Source organism: Vibrio sp. 10N.261.52.A1 (genome assembly GCF_002876325.1).
GTDB lineage: Bacteria > Pseudomonadota > Gammaproteobacteria > Enterobacterales > Vibrionaceae > Vibrio > Vibrio chagasii.
Map to the genome: position 1 here is coordinate 1 of NZ_MCYD01000851.1, position 5,215 is coordinate 5,215.

A 5,215-nucleotide genomic window follows, 5' to 3' on the forward strand; every position below is an offset into this window, starting at 1 on the left:
CAGGCTTTAACATTGGTGCTGCGGGTCAGCCTCCAGGCATTAAGAACTCTCTGCACTCTCATCACACTGCTGAGCTATTCGTGGTTTTCAAAGGTCAGTTTAGATTTTACTGGGGTAATGAAGGTGAACACGAAGCGGTATTGTCGCACGGCGATGTTATCTCTATTCCGACTAACCTGTTCCGAGGCTTTGAGGTGGTAGGGCGTGATTACGGCTTTATGTACTCTGTGTTAGGTGGTGACAACTCTGGCGGTGGCGTGGTTTGGCACCCAAGCGTGATTACAGACAGCCAAGGCTACGGTTTATACCTAAAGGCAGACGGCACGCTGGTTGATACCATTGACGGTGATGCAGTACCTAGTGAGTCTGAATTGATGCCACTCCTAACGGACGAAGAGCTGAGCAAATTCGATACCTACACAGCTGAGCAGATGATGCCTTTCGTAGCATTGAAAAAGGATTACCGAGAAATCTCAGGTGATTTTGACAAGCCTGGCGTTAAACAGTTTGCATTAACGGGTCACCCATCTGCGAGCTACGATTTCCAAGTTAAAAGCGTTGATGACGTGAGTATCATGGCTTACGAGTTAACGGAAGGGGCGAGTATTCCTGTTCACCAACGTGATGAAAAGCAGGTGTTGATTAACTTTGAGGGCGATACTTTGCTTAACCTGGTGAAAGATGGCGAACAAGCTCAACTGGTGTTGACGACTGGCGACGTATTTAGTGTACCAGCAGGTGCATCGTACAGCCTTGAGAACCTAAGAGGCACGAGCTTCACCTATGTGGTATTGGGTTCTGACCAACCACAAACACTGCAAGGTAATTAATGATGAAACCAGAAGTACCACTGTTATGGTTACCTGGTTTGTTATGTGATGAAGCGTTGTTTCAAGACGTCAATAAAGAGCTGCCCGATTGGGTGGCTCCTTTTACTTGTGACTTGGGAACCGACACATCCATGCAAGCCTTAGCGAGTAAAGTGCTGGAGAACGCCCCGGAAAGTTTCGTGCTTGGCGGTTTATCTATGGGCGGCATTCTTGCGTTTGAAGTCTTTCGACAAGCGCCACAACGCGTGAAAGGCTTGATCTTAATGGACACCAACTCTGCAGATGAAAAGCCAGATGTGTCTGAGAAAAGAAACGCCTTGGTTGATAAAGCAAAAGCAGGGGAGTTTGAGTCAATAACGCCTGATATTCTAATGTCAGTGCTTATTCATCCGAACCAGTTAGCAAATCAAGAGCTGACTCAAAGAATCACGCAAATGGCGAATAATATTGGCGTTGAACGGTTTGAAGCTCATGCTCAAGCTTTGGCGACTCGTCCTGACGCGAGACCACTACTGGCCGATATTCAGGTTCCTACGTTGATCATCACAGGTAAAGATGACCTGTTATGCCCAATCGATAATCACCTGTTAATGGCAAAACACATCAAGCAGGTATCACTTCATGTTATTCCTGATTGTGGACACTTATCGACAATGGAGCATCCAAAGATCGTTGCACAACATATTCGTAGCTGGTTTGAAGCCAGTCAGCTTTGATTCTTTATAGTGACTGTCTAAGTCACTTTTCTGCCGAGTATGCAATATAAAGTGCAGTGCGCTTTATATTGCACTTGTCACCATGTTTGCTACTGTACTTTGCACCTTACCTAAGCACTAATAGCCATCGCTGACTTACAAGCCGTTTCCTACCTGCTTCGCCACAAACTCTACAAACCTATCCCTGAGTGGATTATCACTCTCTCCATTCCATATTAATCCGACAGGCCAAGTGGCGTGCTCGCCCTGTAATGCAATGAATTCGACATTGGTGTTGCTTATCTGCTGTGCGCTGCTCGGCACTATGGTGAAGCCAATGTTCGCCGAGACTAACGCAAGCAAGGTAAGAATATCATCAGCTTCTTGTGTCTTTGATAGATCGAGGTTGTTTGCTAAGCAATACTGTTGGATCTGTTTGTCTAGCCCCGGGCCACGATGTTGAGCGAGCTTTAGATAAGGCCATTTAGGTAATTCAGACATAAGCTGACCTTTATTTGGCGCTTGATTGAGAAGATCTTTGTGAATGGCAATCACAAGGTAGTCATCGAAAAGCGTTAGGCTGTTTAGATCTGACGTACTGGGGATTCGGTTGAAGCTGATATCGAGTTCGTGACTCAATAACTCATCCGTCTGCTGCTTAGAAGGGGTGTCATTCAAGGTGATGCGAACATTCGGTTGCTGGTTTTTGTACGCTGCAATCAGCTTGGGTGCTTCATGATAAGTAGAAACACCAAAGCCAATGTTCAAATGCCCCTCTGTCCCATTGACCACCGAGCCAGAAAGCTGCTCAAAGGCTTGCATTGAATCGACCAAGCGTTGGGCATCTGTTAGTAACGTCTTGCCTGCGTGCGTCAACTCGGCGCCATTTCTGCCGCGAGAGAACAGGCTCGCCCCAATATTGGATTCAAGCCGCTGAATCTTTTTGGTGAGTGCCGACTGAGTAATGTAGAGCTGCTCTGAAGCCAAACGATAATTTCCCGACTTAGCCAGCTGACAAAATGCCTTCAGTAAATCAAATTCCATTCCAAATGCTCATCAAACTGAGAATATCTTTCATTATATGGAATTGAAGTGATTTTTTATACTGGCTCCATAGCAAATCGGATAAAGCGAAAATTAGAGGACGAATCATGAAAAGAGACATCAAAGTAGCATCGGTCCAGTTTAACCATCATGCCGGCGATAAGGCCTTTAACTTATCGGTGATTGAGCATTACGTTCAACAAGCTGCGGACAGTGGTGTGGAGATCATCAGCTTCCCAGAGATGTGTATTAGTGGCTACTGGCATGTGTCTGCTTTACCGCGAGATGAGATTGAAGCGTTAGCGGAACCTGTACCGAGCGGCGAATCCACTCAACAGCTCGTTTCGTTGGCAACACGATTTGGAATGAGCGTTGGTGCGGGCTTGATAGAGCAGGGTATTGATGGTGAGTTATACAATACGTATGTGTTCGCGATGCCAAATGGTGAGGTACAAAAGCATCGCAAATTGCACACTTTCGTAAGCCCATATATGAGCAGCGGCGATCAATACACGGTGTTCGATACGCCCCACGGTTGCAAAGTCGGGATCTTGATTTGTTGGGATAATAACTTGGTTGAGAACGTTCGAATTACCGCTTTGAAAGGGGCCGATATATTGATTGCACCACATCAAACGGGCGGTTGCCATTCGCGTAGCCCAAATGCGATGAAGCGAATTGACCCGGAGCTATGGTTTAATCGAGATCAAAACCCGGAAGCGATTCGCGCTGAAATGCAGGGTAAGAACGGCCGTGAATGGCTAATGCGTTGGTTACCTGCAAGAGCGCACGATAATGGCATGTTTGTGGTGTTCAGTAACGGTGTTGGCGTTGATATGGATGAAGTAAGAACGGGCAATGCGATGATCCTAAGCCCTTATGGGGAGATCATCACAGAGACGGACAGCGTTGATGACGATATGGTGGTTGCGGATTTGAAAGCGCAAGAGTTAGAGATGTGCACCGGGAGACGTTGGATTCGTGGTCGTAAGCCAGAATTATATCATTCACTTACACAGCCTCTTGGTCATGAACTTGATCCACACCAAGCACGTTTTGCAGAGAAATAATGTTGAGGTGCTGGTGGTTAAAGTAAGCGAAACAGGCGAGTGAATAATGAGTAAACAGGGAAGGGGTTGAGTTTAAAGCTTTAGATGTAGTCTCCCCACTTAAACCGCTTTTAAGTGGGGAGACTATTTACACTGAGATAAGCAATTGCCTAGTTTAGTGGCGAGTGCGAGACGAAGTCAGATCCGCAGCTCTAAGTTGAGCAATCGCTTTGGCAAGTTCAAGCTGAGCTTGTGCAAAGTTAACGTCCACGTTGCCCTTATTGATGTTCTCTAGAGCGGCGTGTTTCGCTTCCTCTGCACGAGCACGGTCAATATCTTTGGCGTGCAAAGCGGTATCGGCCAATACTGTCACTACATCGGGTTGAACTTCAATCATCCCGCCAGACACATAAAGCACTTCATCTTCTGCTTTTGGGTCGGTGACAAATACTGTCACGCCCGGCTTTATTTTACTGAGAAGCGGGGAGTGACCGGGACGAATCCCGAGTTCACCATCTGCTCCAGAAACGGCTAGGGCATATGCCGGCCCTGAAAACAGCGTACCTTCCGCACTTACGATATTAAGTTGAAATGTATTGTCTGTAATTCCAATAGCCATGATGCACCTACCTGTTAGAGTGATTTCGCTTTTTCAAGCACTTCGTCGATAGAGCCACAGTACAAGAATGCTTGCTCTGGAATGTCGTCGTATTCACCATTTAATAGGCCTTTGAAGCCTCTTAGCGTTTCGCTGAGTGGTACAAACACACCTTTCTGACCGGTAAAGACTTCCGCTACGTGGTAAGGCTGAGTTAAGAAACGTTCAATCTTACGAGCACGAGATACAACCTGCTTATCTTCTGTTGAAAGCTCATCCATACCAAGAATCGCGATGATGTCTTTTAGCTCTTTGTAGCGTTGCAGCGTGGTTTGAACCGTTTGTGCAATGTCGTAGTGCTCCTGGCCTACGATCAGTGGGTCCAATTGACGTGACGTTGAATCTAGCGGGTCAATCGCAGGGTATAGACCCAGTGCCGCGATGTTACGAGACAGTACAACAGTCGCATCTAAGTGAGCAAAGGTTGTTGCTGGCGATGGGTCAGTCAAGTCATCCGCAGGTACGTATACCGCTTGGATAGAGGTGATAGAGCCCTGTTTTGTTGACGTGATACGCTCTTGAAGTACCCCCATCTCTTCCGCCAATGTTGGCTGGTAACCTACCGCTGAAGGCATACGACCTAACAGCGCAGATACTTCTGTCCCTGCAAGCGTGTAACGGTAGATGTTATCGATGAATAACAGTACGTCACGGCCTTCATCACGGAAGCGTTCAGCCATAGTTAGGCCAGTAAGCGCAACACGTAGACGGTTACCCGGTGGCTCGTTCATTTGGCCGTAAACCATGGCAACCTTGTCTAGTACGCCAGCTTCTTTCATCTCGTAGTAGAAGTCGTTACCTTCACGAGTACGTTCACCTACACCGGTAAACACAGACAAACCTGAGTGAGCTTTGGCGATGTTATTGATAAGCTCCATCATGTTGACGGTTTTACCTACACCGGCACCACCAAACAGACCAATTTTACCACCCTTAGCG

At 47.0% G+C, this 5,215-nt stretch carries 6 protein-coding genes; 3 read left to right on the forward strand and 3 right to left on the reverse strand.

Going from position 1 to position 5,215, the window contains the following annotated elements; all coding sequences use genetic code 11:
- Together BCT81_RS18145 and BCT81_RS18150 are read left to right on the forward strand one after the other, a co-directional pair.
- Positions 1-830 (forward strand): cupin domain-containing protein (locus tag BCT81_RS18145; protein ID WP_102425368.1); only part of this gene is annotated, 830 nt, incomplete at its 5' end.
- Entirely contained in the window at positions 830-1,546 is a 717-nt protein-coding gene (locus tag BCT81_RS18150; RefSeq protein WP_102425369.1) for an alpha/beta hydrolase, read from the forward strand. The genes BCT81_RS18145 and BCT81_RS18150, both read left to right, overlap by 1 nt.
- 135 nt (positions 1,547-1,681) lie before the next feature.
- Here BCT81_RS18150 and BCT81_RS18155 read toward each other — a convergent pair whose 3' ends face one another.
- Entirely contained in the window at positions 1,682-2,569 is an 888-nt protein-coding gene (locus BCT81_RS18155; protein ID WP_102425370.1) for a LysR family transcriptional regulator, read from the reverse strand.
- Between the two features lie 107 nt (positions 2,570-2,676).
- On the opposite strand from BCT81_RS18155, the gene BCT81_RS18160 reads away from it, so the two are divergent.
- Positions 2,677-3,639, forward strand: coding sequence for a nitrilase family protein (locus BCT81_RS18160; RefSeq protein WP_102425371.1), 963 nt, complete (start codon positions 2,677-2,679; stop codon positions 3,637-3,639).
- A gap of 154 nt (positions 3,640-3,793) precedes the next feature.
- Here BCT81_RS18160 and BCT81_RS18165 read toward each other — a convergent pair whose 3' ends face one another.
- Complete coding sequence (locus BCT81_RS18165) at positions 3,794-4,237, reverse strand: F0F1 ATP synthase subunit epsilon (protein ID WP_004741161.1); 444 nt, start codon at positions 4,235-4,237, stop codon at positions 3,794-3,796.
- A 14-nt stretch (positions 4,238-4,251) separates the two neighbouring features.
- A partial coding sequence (atpD, locus tag BCT81_RS18170) for a F0F1 ATP synthase subunit beta (RefSeq protein WP_102425372.1) occupies positions 4,252-5,215 on the reverse strand: 964 nt, incomplete at its 5' end.